General features: G+C 73.2%; 19 protein-coding genes. 8 read left to right on the top strand and 11 right to left on the bottom strand.

The features are described 5' to 3' along the window. Positions 1–72: 72 nt before the first annotated feature. The gene (locus B4N89_RS44470; RefSeq protein ID WP_143658309.1) at positions 73–1,029 is read left to right on the top strand and encodes a hypothetical protein; all 957 of its coding nucleotides are present in this window, start codon (positions 73–75) and stop codon (positions 1,027–1,029) included. Positions 1,030–1,072: 43 nt separating this feature from the next. Here B4N89_RS44470 and B4N89_RS44465 read toward each other — a convergent pair whose 3' ends face one another. The 4 genes from B4N89_RS44465 to B4N89_RS44450 form a co-directional block, all read right to left on the bottom strand. Further along, positions 1,073–1,933, bottom strand: a complete 861-nt coding sequence (locus B4N89_RS44465; protein WP_078982294.1) for a class I SAM-dependent methyltransferase — start codon at positions 1,931–1,933, stop codon at positions 1,073–1,075. A gap of 32 nt (positions 1,934–1,965) precedes the next feature. Next, positions 1,966–2,310, bottom strand: a complete 345-nt coding sequence (locus B4N89_RS44460; protein WP_078982293.1) for a VOC family protein — start codon at positions 2,308–2,310, stop codon at positions 1,966–1,968. Position 2,311: 1 nt separating this feature from the next. Further along, a complete protein-coding gene (locus B4N89_RS44455; protein WP_078982292.1) occupies positions 2,312–2,491 on the bottom strand; it encodes a CopG family transcriptional regulator in 180 nt (59 codons plus the stop codon). A gap of 175 nt (positions 2,492–2,666) precedes the next feature. Further along, positions 2,667–3,626 carry an EamA family transporter gene (locus tag B4N89_RS44450; RefSeq protein ID WP_101897555.1) on the bottom strand — a complete coding sequence of 320 codons (960 nt, stop codon included), beginning with the start codon at positions 3,624–3,626 and terminating at the stop codon, positions 2,667–2,669. A 114-nt stretch (positions 3,627–3,740) separates the two neighbouring features. Between B4N89_RS44450 and B4N89_RS44445 the strand changes: the two genes are divergently transcribed. Beyond that, entirely contained in the window at positions 3,741–4,643 is a 903-nt protein-coding gene (locus B4N89_RS44445) for a LysR family transcriptional regulator (RefSeq protein WP_078982291.1), read from the top strand. A 43-nt stretch (positions 4,644–4,686) separates the two neighbouring features. Here B4N89_RS44445 and B4N89_RS44440 read toward each other — a convergent pair whose 3' ends face one another. After that, positions 4,687–5,124 carry a hypothetical protein gene (locus B4N89_RS44440; RefSeq protein ID WP_078982290.1) on the bottom strand — a complete coding sequence of 146 codons (438 nt, stop codon included), beginning with the start codon at positions 5,122–5,124 and terminating at the stop codon, positions 4,687–4,689. Positions 5,125–5,402: 278 nt separating this feature from the next. Beyond that, positions 5,403–6,182, bottom strand: coding sequence for a LysR family transcriptional regulator (locus B4N89_RS44435; protein ID WP_235619345.1), 780 nt, complete (start codon positions 6,180–6,182; stop codon positions 5,403–5,405). A gap of 72 nt (positions 6,183–6,254) precedes the next feature. Here B4N89_RS44435 and B4N89_RS44430 point away from each other — a divergent pair, with 72 nt between their 5' ends. Then, positions 6,255–7,154, top strand: a complete 900-nt coding sequence (locus B4N89_RS44430; protein ID WP_078982433.1) for a 4-hydroxy-tetrahydrodipicolinate synthase family protein — start codon at positions 6,255–6,257, stop codon at positions 7,152–7,154. 7 nt (positions 7,155–7,161) lie between these two features. Here B4N89_RS44430 and B4N89_RS44425 read toward each other — a convergent pair whose 3' ends face one another. After that, entirely contained in the window at positions 7,162–8,628 is a 1,467-nt protein-coding gene (locus B4N89_RS44425; protein WP_078982289.1) for a serine hydrolase domain-containing protein, read from the bottom strand. A gap of 238 nt (positions 8,629–8,866) precedes the next feature. Here B4N89_RS44425 and B4N89_RS44420 point away from each other — a divergent pair, with 238 nt between their 5' ends. Beyond that, positions 8,867–9,712 (top strand): M55 family metallopeptidase, encoded by an 846-nt coding sequence (locus tag B4N89_RS44420; RefSeq protein WP_078982288.1) that lies wholly within the window; start codon positions 8,867–8,869, stop codon positions 9,710–9,712. A gap of 233 nt (positions 9,713–9,945) precedes the next feature. Then, positions 9,946–11,514, top strand: coding sequence for a carboxylesterase/lipase family protein (locus B4N89_RS44415; RefSeq protein ID WP_078982287.1), 1,569 nt, complete (start codon positions 9,946–9,948; stop codon positions 11,512–11,514). A gap of 90 nt (positions 11,515–11,604) precedes the next feature. Here the strand turns inward: B4N89_RS44415 and B4N89_RS44410 are convergent, their stop codons facing one another. Both B4N89_RS44410 and tpx read right to left on the bottom strand, forming a co-directional pair. Continuing rightward, a complete protein-coding gene (locus B4N89_RS44410; RefSeq protein WP_078982286.1) occupies positions 11,605–12,453 on the bottom strand; it encodes a hypothetical protein in 849 nt (282 codons plus the stop codon). A 317-nt stretch (positions 12,454–12,770) separates the two neighbouring features. Further along, positions 12,771–13,274: a thiol peroxidase gene (gene tpx, locus B4N89_RS44405; protein ID WP_078982285.1), complete on the bottom strand. Its 504-nt coding sequence runs from the start codon at positions 13,272–13,274 to the stop codon at positions 12,771–12,773. 408 nt (positions 13,275–13,682) lie between these two features. On the opposite strand from tpx, the gene B4N89_RS44400 reads away from it, so the two are divergent. Next, positions 13,683–14,906 carry a serine hydrolase domain-containing protein gene (locus B4N89_RS44400; RefSeq protein WP_078982284.1) on the top strand — a complete coding sequence of 408 codons (1,224 nt, stop codon included), beginning with the start codon at positions 13,683–13,685 and terminating at the stop codon, positions 14,904–14,906. Positions 14,907–15,185: 279 nt separating this feature from the next. On the opposite strand, the gene B4N89_RS44395 is transcribed toward B4N89_RS44400, so the two are convergent. Next, on the bottom strand, positions 15,186–15,779 hold the full coding sequence (locus tag B4N89_RS44395) for a hypothetical protein (protein WP_078982283.1): 594 nt from the start codon (positions 15,777–15,779) through the stop codon (positions 15,186–15,188). Positions 15,780–16,213: 434 nt separating this feature from the next. On the opposite strand from B4N89_RS44395, the gene B4N89_RS51045 reads away from it, so the two are divergent. Both B4N89_RS51045 and B4N89_RS52375 read left to right on the top strand, forming a co-directional pair. Next, positions 16,214–16,459: a hypothetical protein gene (locus B4N89_RS51045; protein WP_078982282.1), complete on the top strand. Its 246-nt coding sequence runs from the start codon at positions 16,214–16,216 to the stop codon at positions 16,457–16,459. Beyond that, on the top strand, positions 16,456–17,313 hold the full coding sequence (locus B4N89_RS52375; RefSeq protein ID WP_078982281.1) for a phosphotransferase family protein: 858 nt from the start codon (positions 16,456–16,458) through the stop codon (positions 17,311–17,313). The genes B4N89_RS51045 and B4N89_RS52375 overlap by 4 nt, the downstream gene beginning before the upstream one ends. 30 nt (positions 17,314–17,343) lie before the next feature. Here the strand turns inward: B4N89_RS52375 and B4N89_RS52370 are convergent, their stop codons facing one another. Then, entirely contained in the window at positions 17,344–21,468 is a 4,125-nt protein-coding gene (locus B4N89_RS52370; RefSeq protein ID WP_078982280.1) for a BTAD domain-containing putative transcriptional regulator, read from the bottom strand. Between the last annotated feature and the right edge of the window lie 118 nt (positions 21,469–21,586).

Here is a 21,586-nt window from a genome sequence, read left to right as displayed (position 1 = left end):
TCAGGATGGCGCATAGGATCCTTGCCCATGTCACCTTGGGGTCGTTTCACGTCGCCGCGTTCGTCGGCGCCGGTGCCTGTGTTCGTGTCGGACGCCGCGCTCGACGACGCCGAGATCCGCGCGGTCGCGCAGGGCCTCGCGCGCAACGGCGATTTCACGCCGGCCGCCGCGTTATTGGAGCGGGTGGGACGGGACTGGGCACGGCGGGTGGTCGCCGTGACCGCGTTGGGCGAGGCGGCCGCCAGGCACCCCGAGTGGGTGTGGAAGTGGCGTGCCGAGCGCCCCGAATCGGCGGACCCGCTGGTGGTGATGGCCGCCGCCATGGTGCGCGCGGCCTGGAACGCGCGCGCCGCGAAGCAGGCGAGCCTCACGGGCGGGCGGCAATTCGCCGACTTCCGGGAGTTGTTGGCCGACGCCGACCGCGCCTGCCTGCTCGCGACCGAGGCCGCCGGCGACGATCCCACCCCGTGGGTCTCGTGGTTGTGGGTCTGTCGCGGACTCGGCGTCGCGCGCGACGTGTTCGACGCCCGATGGGCGGCGTTGCGCGAGCGCGATCCGCACCACCGCGCCGGGCACGACGCGGCATTGCAGTACCTGTGCGAGAAATGGTGCGGATCGCACGACGAGATGTACACGTTCGCCCGCACGGCCGCGGCCGAGGCGCCCGACGGCTCGCCCCTGGTGATCCTCGTGGTCGAGGCGCACATCGAGTACGCGCTGCACACGCACGGCAACGGGGACGGCGCCGCGGACGACACGGCCTTCTGGCTGGCCGAGTCCCGGCAACGGGACCTGGACACCGCCCTGGACCGCTACCCGGTCGACGGCTCGCCGCGCCGGCCCAGCGCGCTGTCCGATCACAGCGCGCTGGGCTACGCGTTGGCCAAGTCGCAGCGCTGGTCCGAACTCGCGATGCGGTTCGACGCCACCGACCACCACGGCTTCCACCTCCCGTGGAGCTACGGCGGCGGCCGAGCCTTCTTCGAGCGTGCGCACACCGAGGCCACCCGAGGTTGCCCGCGCCGCTGAGCGGACCCTGCGCGCCCGCGCACGCGGGCGGGCGAAAGCCCGGTCAGGTGGTCGCCACCAGCAGCTCCTCGCCGCTGGAGGTGCGCGGTCCGTCCGGGCGGTGCGCGAAGTAGCGCTCGTTGAGCTCGGCCGCCGACACGTGTCGGGCCGTGGCGAAACCGACCTCGCGGGCCGACTCCGGCAGTTCCTCCGGTGGGTAGAAGCTGACGAACGGCGTCTCCGCCGCCTTGGCCCCCTCGATCGCGATCCGGAACGCGGCGCGATGTTCGTCGGAGTCGAGGAGTTCCGGCGGCAGTCGGAACGTCATGGCCGGCGTGGAGCCCGGGGCCGGCGACGCGAGCCGGCGCAGCGTGTCGGTGTTGGCCTGCCTGGTCAGGTACAGGGCGACGCCCGTGGAGGCCACCACGGTGGGCCGGGTCGGGTCGAATCCGGCGGCGGTCAACTCGTCCCACCACGAGGCGCCCGACTCGAAGTCGACCGGCACCAGGTGCAGTCGGTCCGGGACGCCGTAGCCGAGGTCCTCCAGTCGCCGGCGTTTCCACGCCTGTGGACCGGGTCGGTCGACCTCGAACACCCGCAGCCGGGCCGCGACTTCCGGCCGACGCTGGACGAAGGTGTCCAGTCCGGCGCCGAGGACGAGATATTGCTCCGCTCCGCGCTCGACCTGTTCGATCACCAGGTCGTCGATGAAGCGGGCCCGGGCCACGATCGCGGCCCGGAACCAGCGCGTCAGGTCCGGATCCATGTCCGGCCGGTCGCGCCAGTCCGGGTCGGGATCGGCGATGCGCAGGCCGATCTCGTCCTCGAAGACGTGCGGCGCCGGATCGAGACGCAAGTGCAGGGCCCGCCACAGGGCCACGCGCAGCGCGGTGTTGTCCGGCGTCGCGAAACGTTCGTCGGGCACGGGTCACTCCGTTCGGTCGACGTCGGAGGTGTTCACGGCCGGGCCGGCGCCGACAGGGTCCACTCCCGCCCGTCGGGGTCGCGGACGGTCATCTCCCTGGTCCCGTAATGGGTGTCCTCGAACGGGGTGACCACCTCGACCCCGTCGGCGGGCCGAAACGCGTCTTCGTCGGGCACCCGCAGGACCAGCCGCATCCCGGGCTCCCGGGTGTCGGGCACCTCGGCGATGAACACGAACGGCCCGTCGCCGTTGCGCAGTCGGCCGGAGTTGTGCCCGGTCGAGAACTCCAACTCGTAGCCCAGCCCCTGGAAGAACTTGGCGGCCTTGCCCCAGTTGTGCGTCTCCAGGAACACGGCCTCGATGCCCTCGGTCGTCATGTCAGCTCTCCTTATCGGACGATGGGTCCTGTTCACCCGGGGTGTCGTCGAGGTAGGCGCGCAGCGCGGCGGCGACCAGCGCCGACAGCGACAGCTCCGACTCGATGGCACGGTGTTTGACCTGCTTGATCAGTGAGATCGGCAGGTACACGTTGAACTGCTTCACATCCTCGTCACCCACGAGAGAGATGCTAGCATGCTAGCAACCTATCCAGCGGCTGGGTTTCGGCCCGGGGGCCGGCCTTGGGCGAGAGCGTCGCGCCGCCGATCCGGACGCGACGTTCGACCGCCTCCCGCGACACCTCTTGGACGGACCGGCCGCGACGCGCGCCGCACGCGAGGGGTAGCGGGCGCCGCTATCCGGCCACGCGGACCTGCGGGTCGGGACGCGGGTCGGCGGGGCGGGCGGGGTCCGGCGCGGCGGTTCGGGCGCCGGTGCGGGTGGCGCCGATGCCGGCGAGAACCACGAAGACGACACCGGCCGCCGGGATCGCACCGGGTATCTGATCGAGGACCACCAGGCCCATCAGGAGCGCGATCGCCGGCTCCAGGCTCATCAGCGTGCCGAACGCCGAGGTGGTCAGCCGACGCAGCGCGAGGAATTCGAGGCTGAACGGCAGTACGGCGCCGAGCGCGGCCAACCCCAGCATGATCAGCGCCAGGTGCCAGGTCACCCGACCCAGGCCGGTGGGCGCGGCGGCGAGGAGGGCGACGAGTCCGGCCACGGGCATCGAGACGGCGAGCCCGCTCAGGCCGGTGACCCGGTCGCCGACGTGTTGGGTCAGCAGGATGTACGCCGCCCAGCAGGCCGCGGCGGCCAGCGCGAAGGCCAGGCCGAGCGGATCGATGCCCGCGTGCCAGGGTTCGGTGAGCAGCACGACGCCGACGGCGGCCGGGGCCGTCCAGCGCCGTCGCCCGCCGCCCGAGCCGTACAGGGACACCGCCAGCGGGCCGAGGAACTCCAGCGCGCTCGCGGTGCCCAGCGGCAGGCGCGCGACGGCGAGCATGAAGAACAGCATCAGGCACCCGCTCACCACGCCGAGCATCGTGCACGCCCACAGGTCCCGGCCGCCGAAGTCGCGCGGCCGCGGCCGGACGAGGACCAGCAGGAGCACACCGGCCCACGCGAGGCGCAGGGCGACCGTGCCGAGCGCGCCGAGGTCGTCGATCAGCGGCACGGAAAGGGCCAGTCCGAGCTGCACGGTGGACATCGCGGCGACGGCCATCAACGCCCCGGTAGCGGCGTCGGGCAGGCGCGGCCGACCGCCGGCGGGAGGTCCGATTTCGGGTCGGGTGCGGGGATCCGGAATGCTCATGCGGCAAGTAGAGGCCCCGTGCATCGTTCGTGTCCACGTGCCGATCCGAAAGATATCGTTCATCGATCGTGGACAATCGCCCGTGCGACCTCGGGGATTTCGAAAGGGTGGTACATGGAGACCCGACGCCTACAGGTACTGGTGGAACTGGCCCGACTCGGGTCGATGCGGGCGGTCGCGGACGTGTCGAACACGACCACCTCGACCGTCTCGCAGCAGATCGCGGCGTTGTCCCGGGACATGGGGATCGCGCTGATCGAGCCGCAGGGGCGCCGGGTCCGGCTCACCCCGGCCGGGCGCCGACTGGCCGAGCACGCGGTGACCATCCTCGCCGCCGTCGAGGCGGCACACCACGACCTGTCGCCCGGCGCCGAGCCCAACGGCACGTTGCGGATCGCCGGGTACGCGACCGCGATCCGGGGCCATCTGCTGCCGGTGGTCGCGGAGTTGGCGGTGAGCCATCCGCGCGTGCACGTGCTGATCCGCGAGCACGAACCGGCCGAGGCGCTGGCGCTGCTGGCCGAGGACGCCACCGACCTGGCGTTGGCCTACGACTACAACCTGGCGCCGGCGGCCGAGGACCCGACGGTGCGTGCCACGCCGCTGTGGACCGCGCGCTGGGGGCTGGGCGTCCCGGACGACGGTGACGCCGACGCGAGCGAGGGCACGACGCTCGACGTGTTCGGTCGCTTCGAGACCCACGACTGGATCGTCAACTCCCGCAACACCGCCGACGAGACGGTGATCCGTACGCTCGCCTCGATGGTGGGTTTCACCCCTCGGGTGACGCACCGGGCCGACAGCCTCGATCTGGTGCAGGGGATGATAGCGGCCGGCCTCGGCGTGGGCCTGCTGCCGCTGGACACGATCGCGGCTCCCGGCGTCCGGCTGATCCCCCTGACCGCCCCGATCGTCGAGATGCGCGCACGGGCGGTCGCCCGCCAAGGCCGCCTGAAATGGCCCCCGTTGGCCCTGATGACCACCCGGTTGCGACAACGTTCCGGCTTCCGGGAGTGATACGAGCGTCGGTCGACGCGGGGGTCGGGCCGATGGCGTCGGGTCAGGTCCGCTTGCGGCTCGCGATCGTGTCGGAGAGCCGCCGCACGTGGGCGGGGTCCGCGTCCCGGGCAAGGGCGACGTAGTGGTCCATGACGGCCGGCCGGTAGCGCACGGGCAACGCCTGTCCCGGGGCGAGTCGGGTGAGCTCGGTGATCGTGAGGTCTTCGTCCGCGACGCCGCGGAACGAGATGCCGTCGGCGGTCTCCACGTCGAGCATCAAAACCACGCGTGGATTGCTGTTGACCTCCCGCCAGTCGACGAGAACGCCGAGCGCGAGCGCCCCCGTACGCAGTTCCGCATTGCGCTTCCGGGCATCACCGCTCAGGAGGGGGTTCGGGGCGACGCCCGGGAAGTCGGGCCCGACGCCGAGCGATTCCCGACTCAGGTCGGGCCTGAGCCGCGCCATCAGATCGTCGCGCTTCTTCTTCGATCCGAACAATCCGACCCCTCCCTCACACCACTGCCGAAACCTCGGCCGGCGCTCCACCACCACCGCGATTGTACGTCGCGGGGCACGCCGGCCGGGGCGTGCCGAGGTACACGGTACGGGTGGGTGCGACCCCCGGGTGCGGGGCGGTGGCGATCAGGTGTCGGTGGTGGGGGTCAGCTCGGTGGGGATGGCGGATCGTAGGGCCCTGGTGGCGGCTTGGATTGCCGGGTGGTGGGTGGCGCCCTCTCGGTGGGCGATGTTGGTGCGGCGGTGGAGGGGGAGGCGGGTCAGGGATACGGCCGGGGGTGGGCCGGGATGCCCAGGTGGGGGACGACGGCCACGCCCTGGGCGGCGGCGACCAGAGACAACACCGTGGTGAAGTCGTCGACCTGGTGGCGGACATGGGGGGTGAAGCCGGCCGCCTGGCAGGCGCGGATGGTCATGGCGTGGCACAACGTGCCCGGAGTGGCGGTGATCCAGGGGGAGTTCCGGTAGCCGGCGAGCACCGAGTCGGTGGGGGTGCTCTCGGGCGGTGGGGATTGGCCGGCCAGGTACATGGGTTCGGTGCACAACGCGCCGGTGGCGATGCCCGGTTCGGCGACCGTCGGGACGAAGTCGTATTCGTGGATCAGCGCGACGTCCAGGTCGCCGGCACGCAACGCGTCGGCGACCCGGGCCGGGTCGATCTCCACCACCATCGGCTCCAGGCCCGGATGCCGGTGCACGAGCGAGGTCAGGGCCGGAAGGATCATCGCCCGGGTGGCGGTCGGGAAGGCGCCGATCCGCAGCGGCCCGGCCGGACCGCCGCGGGTGTCCGCCAACTCCGCCGCGGCCTGCTCCAAGCGGGCCAGCACGACCTCGGCGTGGCCGACCAGGGTGTGTCCGGCCGGGGTGAGGGTGACCCGCCGCCCGGTGCGTTCGAGCAGCGGGACGCCCGCCTCGCGTTCGAGGGTGGCGAGCTGCTGGGACACCGCCGAAGGGGTGAACGCGAGGGCTTCCGCGACGGCGGCGATCGTGCCGCGCAGGGACAGTTCGCGCAGCAGGCGCAGGCGGCGGACGTCGAGCATCGGCTCAGCTTACGCTCACCTTCACGAATGTGAACTGGACCTGCATGATCGGTGCGGGCCACCCTCGTGTTCATGACTCGGCAACGGCATACACCCCTGACCGGCATCCTCGTCCCGCTCGTCACCCCCTTCGCCGCCGACGGCCGCATCGCGGTGGACGCCCTCGCGGAATTGGCCCGCTCCGTCCTGGACGCGGGCGCCACCGGCATCGTCGCCCTGGGCACGACGGCGGAGGCCGCCACGCTCGACCCCGACGAGCGCACCACCGTGATCGACGTCTGTGCCCGCGTCTGCGCCGAGCGGGACGCGGTTCTGGTGATCGGCGCCGGCGGCAACGACACCCGGGCCGGTGTCCGCGCGCTGGCCGACCTCGCGCACCGGCCACAGGCCGCCGCCGCGCTGGTGCCGGTGCCGTACTTCAGCCGCCCCTCGCAGGCCGGCGTACTGGCGCACTTCACCCACCTGGCGGAGGCCGCTCCGCTGCCGCTGATCGTGTACCACGTCCCGTACCGCACCGGCCGACCCCTCGACGCGGCCACGCTGCGCGCGTTGGGCCGGCTTCCCGGCGTGGTCGGGGTCAAGCTCGCACAGGGCGGCATCGACGGCGAGACGGTGGACCTGCTCGGTGATCTCCCGGCCGACTTCGCGGTCCTGGTCGGCGACGACCCGTTCCTGTCGCCCCTGCTCGCGCTCGGCGCCTCCGGCGGCGTACTCGCATCGGCACACGTGGCCACCGACCGCTTCGTCGCACTGACCGCCGCCTGGCAGCGCGGCGACCTCGACCGGGCCCGGCCGCTCGGGCACGCCCTGGCCCGACTGGCGGCCGCGCTCTTCCGCGAACCGAACCCCACCGTGATCAAGGGCGTGCTGCACGCCCAGGGCCGTATCCCGACCCCGGACGTGCGCCTGCCACTGCTGCCGGCCGGCCCCGAGCGGGTCGACGAGGCCCGGAAGGTCCTCGCCGACCTCTAGGGCGTGTCTACTCCGCCCCGGTGTCCGGGATCCGCCGCATCGCCCGGCCCACGTGCAGGAATTCGGCCCGCTCGCCCTCACCGAGGAACAGGAACTGCTGGTGTCGTCCGCCCACCGCCTCGGTACTGATCAGCATGCGCTCGCTCGTCGGCACCACCCGCACGGTCGCCGTGTCGTCGCCCAACAGCGCGGCCAGGGGGCCGAGCATCCGCATGGTGGCGATCAGCCCGTCCTCGGTCTCGGCGATGTCGACCCGTTGCGCGGGCGACGCGTAACTGCCGACCAGGTAGCTCGCGTCGACGGCCGGCGGCTCGGCGGGCGGGAGCGCCGGGGCGGGCGGGCGCACGTCGGCGAGGGTGTCGAGGAGTTCGCAGATCAGGTCGTACACGCCGTACAGGGCACCGCCGTTGGTCAACAGCGCGACCGAGACGTCACGTTCCGGTACCACGCGCAACATCGCGCTCTGGCCGATCGTGCCGCCGTCGTGGCCGACGACCTCGCCGCCGGACCAGTCGTACAGGATCCAGCCGAGGCCCCACTTCCGCGCGCCGAACGCACCGTCGCCGCCGATCTCGACCTGCGGCTCGCGCATCGCCCGCGCCGAGTCCTCGGACAACAGGCGCTTGCCGTCGGCAAGTTGCCCGAGCCGGATGTGCGCGGCGGCGAATTCCAGCAGGTCCGTCGCGGTCATGGCGAGCGCCGAGCCGGAAGGCGCGCCGTTGCGGTCGGTGTGGTGCACCGGGGCCTTGACGTTGCTGCCGTCCGGGCCGCCGATGTGTCCGATCGCGGTGCGCAGCAGGATCGACTCGGTCGCGTTGTTCGCCACATGCGTCAGACCGAGCGGGGCGACGATGCGTTCGCGCAGCGCCCGCTCCCAGGTCAGTCCCGTGCGCACCTCGACGAGCAGGCCGAGCAGGTCGAATCCGGCGTTGGAGTACGAGAACGTCTCGCCGGGCGGGAACAGTTGCTCGCCGACCGTGGCCAGACTGGCCATCAGGCGGACGAGGGAGTCGTCGCCGTTGCCGTGGTCGTCGAACAGTTCACCCTCGAAACCCGCGGTGTGGCACAGGAGGTGACGGGTCGTCACCCGGGCGGCGGCATCCTCGTCGACGAGACGCAGGTCGGGTATGTAGGTACGGATCGGGACGTCGAGGTCGATCAGGCCCTCGTCGACCAGTTGCATCACCAAGGTCGTGGTCCACACCTTGGTGATCGACCCGATCTGGAAGACGGAGTCGGTGGTCGCCGGATACTCCGTCTCGACGTCGAGCACGCCCACCGCGGTGGCGACGGTGCGATCGCCGACCCGTACCGCGAGGCTCGCCCCGGGGATCCCCGACTTCTCGACCAGCTCCGCGAGGCGTGTCCGCAGATGTTCGGCGGTCGGCAGGGGCACGATCGAACCCGCTTCGGCCGAGCGGTCCGAGCGGCCGGAAGCCGGTGTGGCGGCCTCGTGCGGGGTGGGTCGTCCCATGGGTCGGGCACCTCCTCGAAGGGCGGCGGTCTGCCGCGGGGAGCGCTCACGCTAGGCAGCGTGCGCGGTGGTCGAATCGTCCGCGAGGACAAAGAACCCCAACCGAGCCTGTCCGAATCGCCGACGCCCGTCGCGGCCGGGGTGCGTGATGCTCGCCGGAGGGGCGCCGGCCGACGGGCGGCACCCGACGGACATTCGGCACTGGGCGGCGGGCAACCGGCGACGAACGGGAGACTCCATGGACGTATACATCTCGATCGACATGGAAGGAGTGGCGGGCATCGCCACGCTCGACCAGATCGTGCGCGGCGGCGGTGGCTACACCAGGGCGCAGGAGATCATGACGGGCGAGGCCAACGCGGCCATCGAGGGTGCCTTCGCGGCGGGCGCGGACAGCGTCCTGATCAACGACAGCCACGGCACGATGGACAACCTGATCGTCCAGCGCCTGGACCCGCGCGCCCGGGTGATCCTGGGCAGCCCGAAGGCCCAGTGCATGGCGCACGGCCTCGGCGCGAACCACGGCGTCGCGCTGTTCATCGGCTACCACGCGGCGGCCGGCGCGCCGGGTGTGCTCGCGCACACCTTCTCGTCGGACTTCACCTCGGTACGGCTGAACGGGAAGCCCGTCACCGAGGCCGAGGTCAACGCGCTCCTCGCGGCCCGGCACGGCGTCCCGATCGGGCTGGTCACCGGTGACAACGAGGTCTGCGCCGCCACCGCGGCGGTCTTCCCCGGCGTGATCACCGTCCCGGTCAAGACCGCGGAGGGCTTCACCGCCGCGAACAACGTGCACCCGACCGTCGCCCAGGACCTGATCCGGGCCGGCGCGGCGGCGGCCGTGGAGAAGGCCGGGGTCCTGGAACCGCTGGAGCTGCCGGAGAAGTTCGTCTTCGAGGTGGGCTTCCAGATCCCGCTGGCCGCCGAGATCGCGGCTGCGGTCCCCGGCGCGGAGCGGGTCGACCTGCTGACGGTGCGCTGCGAGGCGACCGGCCCGGACCAGCTGATGGACCTGGTCAACCTCTGGTACACGGTCGCCGCGCACTCGGCCAGGTCGCGGCTGCCGATGCTGGACCGGCGCTAGCCGGGAGGGGCACAGCGGGCCGGAGCCGGGCGGCGGTGCGGGACGAGGAGGGGGCGTCCCGCACCGCCGCCCGGTTTCGGCTTTCGACGCGCGGGGGCGGGGTCGGGGGTAAATGGCCGGCGCGCGGCTCGGTGCGGCGGGATGATCCGGGGTGTCCGGGGCGACGCGGGCTCCTCCGCCGTGCTTCGGGCCCGAAGCCGTGCGCACCCGACCCGCTCCGAAAGGCAGTCGTGATGATTCTTGGCGCATCCGAACCGGCCGAGCCCTCCGAGCCGTCCGAGCCCTCCGATGTCGAGCCGCCCGAAGTGCGGACGGCGGTCGGGGCGGTGCGGGGCAGGCGGGAGGCGGGGGTGGCGGTCTTCCGGGGCATCCCGTTCGCGGAGCCGCCGGTGGGTGCGCTGCGGTTCGCCGCGCCTCGGCCGGTGCGCGGATGGGACGGGGTGCGACCGGCCCTGGTGTACGGACCGCCGCCGCCCCAGGGGGGCGCTCTCGGGATGGCCGACCTGGCGCGGGGTGCGGTGGGTGACGACTGGCTGACGGTCAACGTGTGGTCGCCCGATCCGGGGCCGGGCGCGGGGCTCGCGGTGATGGTGTGGATCCAGGGCGGCGCGTACACGGTCGGCATGTCCGGTCTGCCGGAGTACGACGGCGCGCGGCTGGCGCGGGACGGCGACGTCGTGGTGGTGACGTTCAACTACCGCGTGGGGTTCGAGGGTTTCGGGCTGATCGAGGGCGCGCCGGTCAACCGGGGGCTGCTGGATCAGATCGCGGCGCTGATGTGGGTACGGGACAACATCCGGGCGTTCGGCGGGGATCCGGATCGGGTCACCGTCTTCGGCCAGTCGGCGGGCGGCGGGTCGGTCGCGGCGTTGTCGGCCATGCCGCGCGCGGCCGGGCTGTTCGGCCGGGCCGTGGCCCAGAGCGTGCAGGGCACGTTCTTCACGCCGGAACTCGCCGCCGACGTCGCGGCGACGTGTGCCGCCGAGTTGGGGCTGCGGTCCACGGCGGCCGAACTGTCCGAGGTGGAGCCCGAGTTGTTGTCCGCGGCCGGGGACGCGGTGGCCGCCGGGATCACCCGCTGGGCCGGGCGGTGGGGGCGGGCCGCACACGGCGCGACCCCGTTCGCGCCGGTCGTCGACGGTGACACGCTGCCGGCCACGCCGTGGCGGGCCCTGGCCGACGGCGTCGGGCGGGACGTACCGCTCCTCGTCGGACACACGCGTGACGAACAGCGCCTGCTCACCGTGCTCGACGGGCTGCTCGGCGAGGTGACGGAGGAGCAGGCGGCGACCGCCCTGGACGTGTTCGGCCCGGAGCCCGACGCCGCGCGCCGGTACCGCGCCGGGTATCCGCAGGCGAGTCCGGAGGAGTTGTACGAACTGGTGCGCTCCGACCGGCTGTTCCGGATGCCCAGTCTGCACCTGGCCGAGGCGCGGATCGCCGGCGGCGGCCGGGCGCACGTGTACGAGCTGACCTGGTCCGCACCGGGCATGGGTGGTGTCCTCGGCGCCTGTCACGGCCTCGACGTCCCGCTGGTGTTCGGCAACCTGGATCGGGGCCAACCCGCCCTGCTGTTCGGCGACGGCCCGACCGAGGAGGCCCGGGCGCTGTCCGCCCACATGCGCGCCTCTTGGACGGCCTTCGCGCGGGACGGCGACCCCGGATGGCCCGCGTACGAGCCGACGTCGCGCGCGACCCGGGTCTTCGCCGACGTGCCGACGGTCGCCGCCTATCCGGAGGAGGCGTCCCGGCGGATCTGGGCGGGGGAGCCCATGTCGGCATCGACGGTGGTGGCGGGATAGCACGCGCGGGTCGTACCCCCGCTCGGGACGGGTGTCGTCCCGAGCGGGAGTGGGTGGGTGCGTCGCGACCCGGGAGTGGACGGGTGCGTGTTATGACGCGACGCCGTCGGAGCGGCGGTCCAGGGAGTCGCCCACGAGGTGGTAGACCGCGTTCTGGGCGGCGATGTGGCGCGCCACCTCGCCGGCTTCGCGCTTCCCGCCGTCCGCGCGGCCGGTCATCTCGTAGATGAAGTAGCGGTACAACGATTCGCCGGTCCAGCTGTAGGGCGCGTCGGGCTCGAAGTCCTCGACACCGGAGCCGACGGGGGGACCGACCTGCTTGTAGTGGTCGTCCTTGGACTCGGCGAGGGTGGCGGCGGCCACGGCGGTGGGCATCTGGAGCACGCCGACCGTGGTCTGCACGTTGTTGGCCTTGTCCACATAGAGCGCGACGACGCCGCGTTCGCAGCCGAGTCGTCCGATCCGCGCCGCCGTCGCGTCGTCGTCGGCCACGGCGGTGCAGTCGTCGACGGTCTTCACGCAGGCCCGGGTCAGCGTGCCGCCCGCGTACTTGTAGGGAAGTTGCGCGAGGCCGAAGACCTCGTCGCCGGTGACGGGCCTGGGGTCGCGGGACGCGAAGCGCAGGTCGTCGCGGGTGAGGGTGCCGCGCGCGGGCTTGTCGGTCGCGGTGACCGGTACGCAGGGCCGCACCGACGACGAGGAGGCGGGCGCCGTGGGCGTGGCGGCGCCGGTGTTCGTGGCGGGCGGCGTCGAACCGGGGGTCTGCGGACCGGCGCTCGCCGGCGGCGCGGCGGCGGCCTTCGTGTCGTCGCCTCCGCCACACGCGGTCGACGACGCCAGGAGGGCCACCGCACACACGGTCACGACAAGGACGCGCCACGGCCTGCGGCGGGTGCGGGAGGCGGCGCGTGGCGTGGCCGGAGCGTCGTGTTCGAACATCGGGGACTCGTTTCGAATTCCGGCCGAGGCGCGATACGACGTGGCACGGTACGGCACCGATGCGCTCCGGCGGTCCGGCGTCCGGCCTGGGGAACCTGCCGGATGTTGTCGTACCGGCTGACAATCGGTGAAATCCTGGCATCGGGTGGCGCGCCGGATCAACCATTCGCGGCCGATGCGGGGCTCTTTGCGCGAAATGGATATTCCGACACCGGGGACCGGATCGGCCGGGGATGTCGGCGCGATCCGGTCCCGCGTCGCGGCGGTGGGCACCGATCGTATGGATGCGTCATACGATCGGCCCGCCGCGGCACGTACTACTTGAGGGCGGTGAGCGCCTTGTCGTAGTCGGGCTCCTCGGCGATCTCGGCGACCAGTTCGGAGTGCACGACCACGTTGTTCTCGTCGAGTACGACGACGGCGCGGGTGGCGACGCCCGCCAGCGGGCCCTCGGTGAGCGCGACGCCGTAGTTCTCCAGGAACTCGCGACCCCGCATGGTGGACAGCGTCACCACGTTGTCCAGTCCCTCCGCACCGCAGAAACGGGCCTGGGCGAACGGCAGGTCGGCCGATATGCACAGGACGACGGCGTTCGCCAGGTCGGCGGCCGACGCATTGAACCGGCGCACCGACGCGGCGCAGGTGCCGGTGTCGATGCTCGGGAAGATGTTGAGCACCTTCCGCTTGCCGGCGTAGTTCTCCAGCGACACGTCGGACAGGTCCTTGGCCACCAGGGTGAAATCGGGCGCGCTGTCGCCGGGCTGCGGGAGGCGGCCGGTGACGGCGACCGGGTTGCCCTTGAAGTTGACCGTCTGTGACATGGGAACCTCCGAGTTGGTAGGGGATGCGGGCCGGTCGTGTCGGGCCGTGTTCCGACCGCGGGACGACCGCGACCGGCACGTGTCCCGGGTCCCGACACGGCCGCTCCCGGACCGAAGCGAACTCGGCGACCGACATCCGTGGAGCCGGACGCCCGACGGCCGGGAAGCGTGCGCCCCAGGCTATCGGGCGCCCGATCGGGGCCGAGGGGCGGCGCCGATCGGTTGGCGAAGTCGGCGCCCCCGCCGCGATTTCGGCCGGCGTTCGGGGGCGGCGCCGGCGGCCGTACGGGTGGAATCGCCGGGCGGTGCCGGTCGGCGCGCGGTCCGGTGCGCGGACGGGTGATCACCTTGGCCGAGCAAGGTCCCCTCGCTGTCCGGTCCCCTCATCTTCGGAAGAGACATATCGCCATGCGCCGTGCCTTCGGCTGCCGCCTCGCCACCGCCCTGTTCGCGCTCTCCGCCCTCGTCCCGCTCACCCTGGCCGGCCCCTTGGCGCAGGCCGCCCCACCGACGGTCGTCGTCGCCGGTGATCCGCGCGTGGACGCCTCGGACCCCGGCGACCATGCCTCGCACGGCCTGGACCCGGCGATCGTGGCCCGCCTCGACGAGGTGATCGCGCGGACCCGTCGGGAGACCGGCGTGCCCGGGGTGACGGTCGGTCTGTGGTTGCCCGGTCGGGGCAGTTACGTGCGATCGACGGGGGTGGCCGACACCGCCACCGGTGCGCCGATGACACCCGATCTCAACATGCGGATCGGCAGCGAGACCAAGACGTTCACCGTCACCGCCCTCCTGGAACTGGTCGACGAGGGGCGGCTCTGGTTGGACGACCCTATCTCCGTGTACATCGACGGGGTGCCCGACGGCGACCACATCACCATTCGCCAACTGGCGGAGATGCGCAGCGGCCTGTTCAGCTACACCGCCGACCCGGACTTCGTGCAGGCGCTGCTGAGCGACCCGACCCGTTCGTTCACCCCGCAGGAATTGTTGGCCTACGCCTTCCGGCACCCGAACGTCTTCGCGCCCGGCGGCGCGTTCCAGTACTCCAACACCAACACCGTGCTGCTGGGACTGGTCGTGGAGAAGCTGGGCCGGATGCCGCTGGCCGAGTTCATCCACCGGCGGGTCACCGGGCCGGCGCACCTGCGGCACACCCTGTTCCCGCGCGGCGCCGAGTTCCCGGCGCCGCACGCGCACGGGTACACCGACCAGACGCCGACCGGCGAGGTCGCCGACACGACAAACTGGAACCCGAGTTGGGGCTGGGCGGCCGGGGCGATGATCTCCGACCTGCACGACCTGCGCCGCTGGGCGAAGGTGGTGGCCACCGGGACGCTGCTGTCCCCGGCCGTGCAGGAGCAGCGGGAGAAGTTCGTGCCGGTGCCGGGTTTCGACGACGCCGGCTACGGGCTCGGCCTGTTCCGCGTCCGCGGCTGGGTCGGGCACAACGGCTCGCTGCCGGGCTACGAGAGCGTGACGATGTATCTGCCGGAGCAGGGCGCCACGATGGTCATCCTGCTCAACACCGACATCCTGCACGACGGCAACGAGCCCAGCACGCTGTTCGCCAAGGCGGTCACCTCCGTCGTCACCCCGGAGAACGTCTACGACCTCCCGGCCGAGGGCTGACTCCCGGCGCACGCGGCAGCGCGGCACACCGGCCCCGAGGGGCTCGTGCCGCGCTGCCGGCGCGTCTTCGGGTGGGGCGAATGGACGCGAAGGCCCGGACGGCCGGCGGGAGTTGCGGTGTCGGGCCGGCGCGACGGGTGTTCGCGGCGGGCCGCCGTGGCCCCGAACTCCCGCCCGGCGCATAGCGGTACGGGCCGCCGATCGAGGTCGGCGTCGTGGCCGGCGGGGTGGGCGGGTGGCCCGGGCGCGCGGCCGGCGCCGTGGACGCGGGTGGTCCGGTCAGCCGGCGGCGGTGAACAGGCCCCGGCCGGCCTTGCCCGCGCGGCCCGCCTTGACCAGGCCCTCGGCGGAGGTGCGGACGCTCTCCAGGCGGCTCTTCGTGGGCTCCTCACCCAGGGCTTCGGTGAGTCGGCGGACGTTCATCGGCTGCTCGCTCGCGCTCAGCAGCGCGGCGATCTCGTCGCGCAGGTGGGTGCGGACCCGACGTTCGGCGGCCGGCGCGGGGGCGGCTGCCTTCGGGGTACGGGCGGCCTTCCGGCGCGGGCCGGCCGGTGCCGGGGCGGCGGTCCTGGTGCGGGGCGCGGCCTTGCGGCGGCGCGGTGCGGGGGTGGTGTGCCTGGTCTCGGCCGCGGCCTTCGGCGCGGGTGCGGGGTCCGAAGCGGCGGCGGTCGGCGCGGACTTCGGCTCCCTGCGGGGCTGCGGTACGGGCGCGACGAGGGGGCGGATCAGCGTCAGGTGCGCGACCGCGTTGCGGCGGGCCTCGAGTTGTCGCTCCACCTCGGCCAATTCCGTCTCCAATTCCTCGCGGCGCTGAGCCAGTTCATCGGCCTCCCGTTCCAGTGCCACGCGCAGTTCCTCAACCGACGACGCCATCCGGCGACTCCTTCGCTCGACGTGCCCGGTGTGCGGGAACACCCGCACCCGGGATGCCGACATGATCGCGCGTCGGAGTGCGCCGTGTGTGGGAAAGCCCGGTTTCCCCTACGAATGATGCTTTCGTGCTGTGGGATCGGGGAGGCCGGACGTCGGTCGGCCGGGTCGGTCGGCGCTCTGTGGGCGTCGGGCCATGTCCGGGTCGGGGCCGAGTCGGGCACGCACGTGGGCCGGCGGGACGCGGGCGGGCTCGGTGAGCGTGTCGAGGAAAGCGGTGGTCGACGGATCCGGCCTGGGGCGGGTGTACGCGGCGAGGGCGCCACCGCCAACGGTGCGCCGGCCTTCCCGGTCCAGGCGCTCGCGGTGGAACTCGCCCCGCAGCGGGTCAACGCGCCGTCTCGCCCGGCATCGTCGACTCCGGCGCCCGGGTCGGCATGGGCGCCGACGAGGTGGCGTTCCTGCGTCACGTCGCCGAGCGCAACTCGGCCCGCCGGGTCGGTATGCCCGACTATGTGGTCCGGGCGGTCCTGTTCGCGCTCATCGGCCCGTACGTGACCGGCCCCGTCGTGCACGTCGACGGTGGGTGGGCGCCTCGCCCGACCCGCGGCGAGCCGCCGGCGGGCGGGCCGCGTCGGGCCGCGCCGCCCGGTGTGCCCCTCTGGCAGGATCGGGTCGGATGACGACCAACGGCCCGTGGAGCACCCACGCCCTCGACTTCCGACCCGACACGGTGGTCAAGACCTTTCGCGCCGGAGCGCACGACAACCACCGGCGGGAATGGGCCGCGCTGACCCTGCTGCACCGCTTCGCGCCCGACCTCGCGCCGCGACCGCTGAGCCGGGATTCCCGACCGTCGTGTCCGGTCGTGGTGATGTCCCGACTGCCGGGGGTCGCGCTGCGCGGTACGAGCGTCCGGGGCGAGCGCGTCGACGCACTGGCCGCGACGCTGAACACGCTGTACGCGGCCGTCCCGGACGAGGCCGTCCGCGAACTCCCGGTGCGGTCGGGGCGGCAGGACATGATGATCGCCCGGATCGACGAGTGGGCGGGGTGGAGGCTCGACACCACACCCCCGGTCGCCCGGGCCCTCGCGGCGGGCGTGGACTGGCTGAACCGTGGTGGCGGTCGGCGGGCTCTCGGTCGCGGGCCGGTGCCCGCCGTCTTCGGACCCGGGGACGGAAATCTCGCCAACTACCTGGAGGATTACGAGGGTTGCCCGGACGGTGGAGCGCGCGGGACACGTGCGCGGATCCGGATCGTGGACTTCGAGGAGTCAGGGCGCAGCGATCGGGCCTTCGAACTCGCGGAGATCACCGAACACGTTTCGAGCTGGGTGGACACGTCCCTGGACGTGTGTCGACTGCTCGATCGGGTCGACCTCGCCCCCGCGGAGGCCGCGCGCGTGCCGGACTGCCGACGCCTGCTCGCCCTCGTCTGGCTGTTCCTGCTGTCGATGGAGGATCCGGACAACCCCAGGAACCCGCCGGGGACCGCCGAGCGCCAGGCGGCTCGCCTCGGCGAACTCCTCGGGTGAGCACGGGCGTCGCGGTGTCGTCGACGTCCGTTACGCGGGGGGCGGCGTCGTTCGGGCGATGCGGGCGGCCGAGTTCGGGTCCAGGGCGGCGCCGCGTTCGTATGCCTCGGCGAACGCGCGCGGCCCGAGCGTGGTCGTCGCCGCGGCGGTGATCCGGTCGACGTCGGTACGCTCGCCGGGCGGCAGCGGGGCGTCCACGCTGCGGCGGGCCGCGTCGGCCGCGCCCAGGAGCAGGGCCGCGAGCGCGGCACGGTCCGGGTCCCCGGACAGCGCCGCCGCGCCCGCGAGGCCCTCCAGGGACAGCGCCATGGCCCGGGGCTCGCCCAGGACGTGGGCGAGTTCCAGGCCGATCAGGTGGTGTGCGGAGGCCGCGTCCGCGTCGCCGCGCAGTTCGGCGACGAATCCGAGTTCGGACCGGCGCAGATGGGTGCCCGCCCGCGAGGACACGTCGGCGTACCGGTCGAGCATGCGCAAAAGATGTGCCTCGGCGGCGTCGAGGTCGCCCGACCGTCGGGCCCCCAGGGCGAGTCCCATCCGCGCGTGCACCTCGCCGAATACGTAACCCTGTTCGACGGCGGAGTCCAGCGCCTGCCGATGCAGGTCGTGCGCCCGGTCGGGGTCGCCGGCGAGCAGTGCCAGTCGGCCGAGCCCGGACAGGCGCGCGGAGATCTCCGTCGGGAGGTGCAACTCCCGGGCAATGCGCAGTCCTTCGGTGTGCCGGCGGACCGCCTCCGGGTAGTCGCCGCGGATCTCGGCGATCGTGGCCAGTGGCGCCACGGTCTGCAACTCGCCCCAGGTGTCCTTGAGTTCACGAAACAGCTCGGCGCTGCGCAGGCCGTCGTGCGCGACGTCGGCCAGGTTGCCGCCGACCAGGTCGAGCAGGGCGCGCAGTCCGAGGCCGGCGGCCTCGGACCAGCGGTCCTCGTCCCGCGCGGCCAGGACCAGCGCGTGCGAGTTGGCGCGGGCGCTCGCGACGGGATCGCCGCCGTTGAACAGGGCGTAGGCGTACAGCCAGGCGAGACGGGCGCGCCGCGACGTATCCTCGATCGCCGCGTCGGGAAACGCGGTCGGCACGGATCGATCGCCGGTGAGCAAGGCGAACGCGTCGTGCAGGATGCCGATTTCGGCGGCGGCAGCGGCGGCGCCGGCGGTACGGGCCGTCGGGGTGATCGCGCGGACCGCCACGAGGGCCCGGCGGCCTTCGACCAGTCGGCCGCGCAGCAGCCACCACCAGGCGAGCGCGCGGACCAGGCGGACCGCCGCGTGCGATCCCTCCGGGCGGCCCGCGCCGGCCTGTCGGATCGCCTCGTCCAGGGCGGCCCGCAGATTGCCCGCCTCGGCGTCGAACCGGTCGAGCCACGCCCGTTGTTCGGCGCCGCGCAGGTGTGGTTCGGCCTGTTCGGCCAGGTCCAGGTAGTGCCGCAGATGGCGATCCCGGACGTCGGCGAGGTCCGCCATCTCGTCCAGGCGCTCCAGGGCGTACGCGGTCACGGATTCGAGCAGGCGGTAGCGGGGGCCCGGCGGTCCCGGCACCACCACGACCAGGGAGCGGTCGACCAGGCGGCCGACCAGGTCGAGTACCTCGTCCCGGGTGACCCCGTCGCCGGCGCACACCGCCTCGGCGGCGTCCAGGGTGCAGCCGTCGGTGTGGATCGCGAGGCGGCGCAGCACGATGCGTTCCGGTGCGCCGAGCAGTTCCCAGCTCCAGTCGATCACCGCCCGCAGGGTGCGCTGGCGGGCGGGCGCGCCGCGCTGTCCGGAGGTCAGGACCCGGAAACGATCGCCGAGGCGGGCCGCCAACTCCGGTACGCCCAGGGCACGTACGCGCGCCGCGGCCAGTTCGAGGGCGAGCGGGATGCCGTCCAGGCGCCGGCAGATCTCGGCGACGGACGCGCGCAGTTCGGGAGTGGCCGCGTCGAGCGAGAAGCCCGGGGCCGCCGCGGCGGCGCGAGCCGCGAACAGGTCCACGGCGTCCTCGGGGCGAAGCGGTTCGACCAGGAACAACGTTTCGCCGGTCAGGCCCAACGGCTCCTGGCTGGTGGCCAGTACGCGCAGTCCCGGCACCCGGTGCAGCAACACCTCGGTGAGCCGGGCCGCCGGCGCCACGACGTGCTCACAGTTGTCCAGGACGAGCAGCGGGCGCCGATCGCGCAGGGCCGCGGCGAGCCGGTCGGCGGGATCCTCGGGCGCGCCGAGGCCGGGCAGGCCGGCGGGGGTGTCGTCGCGGATGCCGAGCGCGGCGGCGACGACCTGGACCAGATCGGCCATCTCGCCGTGCTGCCCGGCGAGTTCGACCAGCCACACCTCGTCGGCGAGGTCTGCGGGCACCCGTCCGGCGACCTCCACCGCGAGCCGGGTCTTGCCCACTCCGCCGGGCCCGGTCAACGTCACCAGCCGCGCGCCCCCGATCAGCCGACCGACCTCACCCACATCGGCATCGCGTCCGACGAGGGCGGTGAGCGGGGCGGGAAGATTGGACCGAACCCGGCCGGCACCATCCACCTCCGCCGCCATCCCGACGACCGGCACCGAACCAGCCCCCGACACACCCCCCAGCCGGGCCGAGAACCCGCCGAAGCCACCCGATACCTCGTCACGCCCCAACGAGCCACCGGCCCCCAACGAGCCACCGGCCCCCGGCGAGCCACCGGCCCCCGACGAGGCACCGGCCTCCGGCGAGGCGCTGGTCCCCGACGAGCCACCGGCCTCCGGCGAGGCGTTGGTCCCCGACTGGGCACCCGCCTCCGGTGAGGCACCGGCCTTCAGCGAGGCGCCGGCTCTCGACGGGGCGCCGGTCCTCGACAGGGCGCCGGCCTCCGGCGAGGCGCTGGTCCCCGACTGGGCACCCGCCTCCGGGGAGGCACTGGCCTCCGGCGAGGCGCTGGTCCCCGACTGGGCACCCGCCTCCGGTGAAGCACCGGCCTTCAGCGAGGCGCCAGCCCTCGACGAGGCGCCGATCCTCGACAGAGCACCGGCCTCCGGCCAGGCGCCGGTCCCCGACAGGACCCCGGACCCCGGCGAGGCACCGGTCCTCGGCGAGGAACCGGTCCTCGGCGAGGAACCGGTCCCCGACGAGGCACCGGCCTCCGGCGAGGCGCCGGTCCCCGACAGGACCCCGGACCCCGGCGAGGCACCGGTCCTCGGCGAGGAACCGGTCCCCGACAGGAAACCGGCCTCCGGCGAGGCGTTGGTCCCCGACTGGGCACCCGCCTCCGGTGAGGCACCGGCCTCCAGCAAGGCGCCGGTCCTCGACGAGGCGTCGGTCCTCGACAGGGCACCGGTTTCCGGCGAGGCGCCGGTCCCCGGCCGGGCAACCGTCTCCGGCGAAGCATCCGCCTCCGGCGGGGCGCCCGCCTCCCATGAGGCGCCGGTTCCCGACAGGAGTTCGGCACCCGGTGAGGCATTGCCCCGTGGTGGTGTCAGTGTTGTGTCCTGGCGGAGGATCGCCTCGTACAGGGCGGTCAGTTCCCGCGACGGGTCCACGCCCAGTTCGTCCGCCAGGAGCCTGCGGAGGTCCGCGTACGATGCCAGCGCCTCGCTCTGCCGGCCCGCCAGATACAGAGCCCGCACCTGCACCGCGCGCAGCCGCTCGCGCAGCGGATGGCGGGCCACCAGATCGGTCAACTCACCGAGCAGCAGCGTGTGTTCGCCCGACTCCAAGCGCGCCTCGGCCTGCTCCTCGACAACCGCCAGGCGCTGTTCGGCCAACCGCCGTGCCGCCGCCCGGGCGAACTCCGCGTCGGCGAAATCGGCGTACGCCGACCCCCGCCACAATCCCAGCGCCCGAGTGAGCAGCGCGGCGCGCGCGGTCGGATCGCCGGCCAGGCGCGCCTCGGCCACCAGGGATCGGAAACGGTCCGCGTCCACCTCGTCCGCCTCGGCGTCGACGGCCAGTCGGTAGCCCGGGGGCTGGTACACCACCCGCTCCCGCCCAAGTACCCGCCGCAACTGGGAGACCTTGGCCTGAAGGGCGTTGGCGGGGTTGCCAGGCGGCTCGTCACCCCACAGGTCGTCGACGAGCCGATCGGTGGAGACGGGCCGCCCCTCGTGGACCAGCAGGTCGGCCAGCAGTGCCCGAACCTTCGCCTCGGGGACCCGGACCGGCGCCCCTTCGTCGTTCCACACCATCAGCGGACCCAACACCCCGTATCGCATGCGGTTCACCGTACATACCGGGCATCAGCGAACCCTCAGCGGACCCTCAGCGCCTCCGAAGCAGCCCCGAAGCGCCTCCGGGCAGAGTCGTTCCCGTCGACGAGGAGCACCCCGGCCG

Source organism: Embleya scabrispora, from assembly GCF_002024165.1.
In the GTDB taxonomy this organism is placed as follows: Bacteria; Actinomycetota; Actinomycetes; order Streptomycetales; family Streptomycetaceae; genus Embleya; species Embleya scabrispora_A.
The sequence above is the reverse complement of the archived record's forward strand: the minus strand, read 5'-3'. Positions and strand labels throughout refer to the sequence as shown.

Coding starts and splice junctions, on each gene's coding strand:
- tpx (WP_078982285.1), bottom strand. CDS start 13,274: ATGTCACAGACGGTCAACTTCAAGGGCAACCCGGTCGCCGTCACCGGC.
- B4N89_RS44425 (WP_078982289.1), bottom strand. CDS start 8,628: ATGGGACGACCCACCCCGCACGAGGCCGCCACACCGGCTTCCGGCCGC.
- B4N89_RS44400 (WP_078982284.1), top strand. CDS start 13,683: ATGCGCCGTGCCTTCGGCTGCCGCCTCGCCACCGCCCTGTTCGCGCTC.
- B4N89_RS44445 (WP_078982291.1), top strand. CDS start 3,741: ATGGAGACCCGACGCCTACAGGTACTGGTGGAACTGGCCCGACTCGGG.
- B4N89_RS44415 (WP_078982287.1), top strand. CDS start 9,946: ATGATTCTTGGCGCATCCGAACCGGCCGAGCCCTCCGAGCCGTCCGAG.
- B4N89_RS51045 (WP_078982282.1), top strand. CDS start 16,214: ATGGGCGCCGACGAGGTGGCGTTCCTGCGTCACGTCGCCGAGCGCAAC.
- B4N89_RS44410 (WP_078982286.1), bottom strand. CDS start 12,453: ATGTTCGAACACGACGCTCCGGCCACGCCACGCGCCGCCTCCCGCACC.
- B4N89_RS44420 (WP_078982288.1), top strand. CDS start 8,867: ATGGACGTATACATCTCGATCGACATGGAAGGAGTGGCGGGCATCGCC.
- B4N89_RS44435 (WP_235619345.1), bottom strand. CDS start 6,182: ATGCTCGACGTCCGCCGCCTGCGCCTGCTGCGCGAACTGTCCCTGCGC.
- B4N89_RS52375 (WP_078982281.1), top strand. CDS start 16,456: ATGACGACCAACGGCCCGTGGAGCACCCACGCCCTCGACTTCCGACCC.
- B4N89_RS44460 (WP_078982293.1), bottom strand. CDS start 2,310: ATGACGACCGAGGGCATCGAGGCCGTGTTCCTGGAGACGCACAACTGG.
- B4N89_RS44430 (WP_078982433.1), top strand. CDS start 6,255: ATGACTCGGCAACGGCATACACCCCTGACCGGCATCCTCGTCCCGCTC.
- B4N89_RS44395 (WP_078982283.1), bottom strand. CDS start 15,779: ATGGCGTCGTCGGTTGAGGAACTGCGCGTGGCACTGGAACGGGAGGCC.
- B4N89_RS44450 (WP_101897555.1), bottom strand. CDS start 3,626: ATGAGCATTCCGGATCCCCGCACCCGACCCGAAATCGGACCTCCCGCC.
- B4N89_RS52370 (WP_078982280.1), bottom strand. CDS start 21,468: ATGCGATACGGGGTGTTGGGTCCGCTGATGGTGTGGAACGACGAAGGG.